This window comes from Paraburkholderia sp. RL17-373-BIF-A, assembly GCF_046030175.1.
Classification (GTDB): Bacteria; Pseudomonadota; Gammaproteobacteria; order Burkholderiales; family Burkholderiaceae; genus Paraburkholderia.
Map to the genome: position 1 here is coordinate 1 of NZ_JARESO010000399.1, position 528 is coordinate 528.

A 528-nucleotide genomic window follows, 5' to 3' on the forward strand; every position below is an offset into this window, starting at 1 on the left:
AGTCGCGGCGGGAGATGGGTGTGGCGCCAACATGGTGTCTTCGGTACGAAACGCGCCAGGTCCTCGCCGTTGAGACTTGCCCAGTACATGTAGCGCAGGAACGAGCGCATGTGCGAGGTGGTCGATGATCTGGCACTGTCACTACGGCAAGCGGATACCAGCTCGCGAGTCATGACCAGAACGTGTTCGGCACCGAGCGCGGCAAGGGACATGCCGCGTAGGTGTTGCCTTTGCCAGGTGAGCATCCGCCGCGCTGTTAGAACGAGCCCTTCACAAGTCTTGGGATGCAAACCGCGAACGATGCGCAGATGCTGCATGTAGGCAGCGAGCTCTGGGCCGTCCAGATCCTCTTGAGGCGGTTCGGTTGCGAACCGCTCCGGAAAGCACCTGGATGCGAAACAGAGCGCTGCGTGTGCGGACCACCGCGCCCCTGTCGTGGGTCTTGCTTGTAGATAGCGAGTGACGATCTGGGGCGTGATTGGCGTCGACTTGCTACACCCACATTCGGTCGCGTACGCGCTGAACCGG

Annotated in this window: 1 pseudogene; it reads right to left on the bottom strand. The window is 61.6% G+C overall.

Annotated elements, in window-relative coordinates:
* A pseudogene (locus P0D80_RS51080) lies at window positions 1-317 on the bottom strand (hypothetical protein); the annotation flags it as partial.
* Window positions 318-528: the final 211 nt, after the last annotated feature.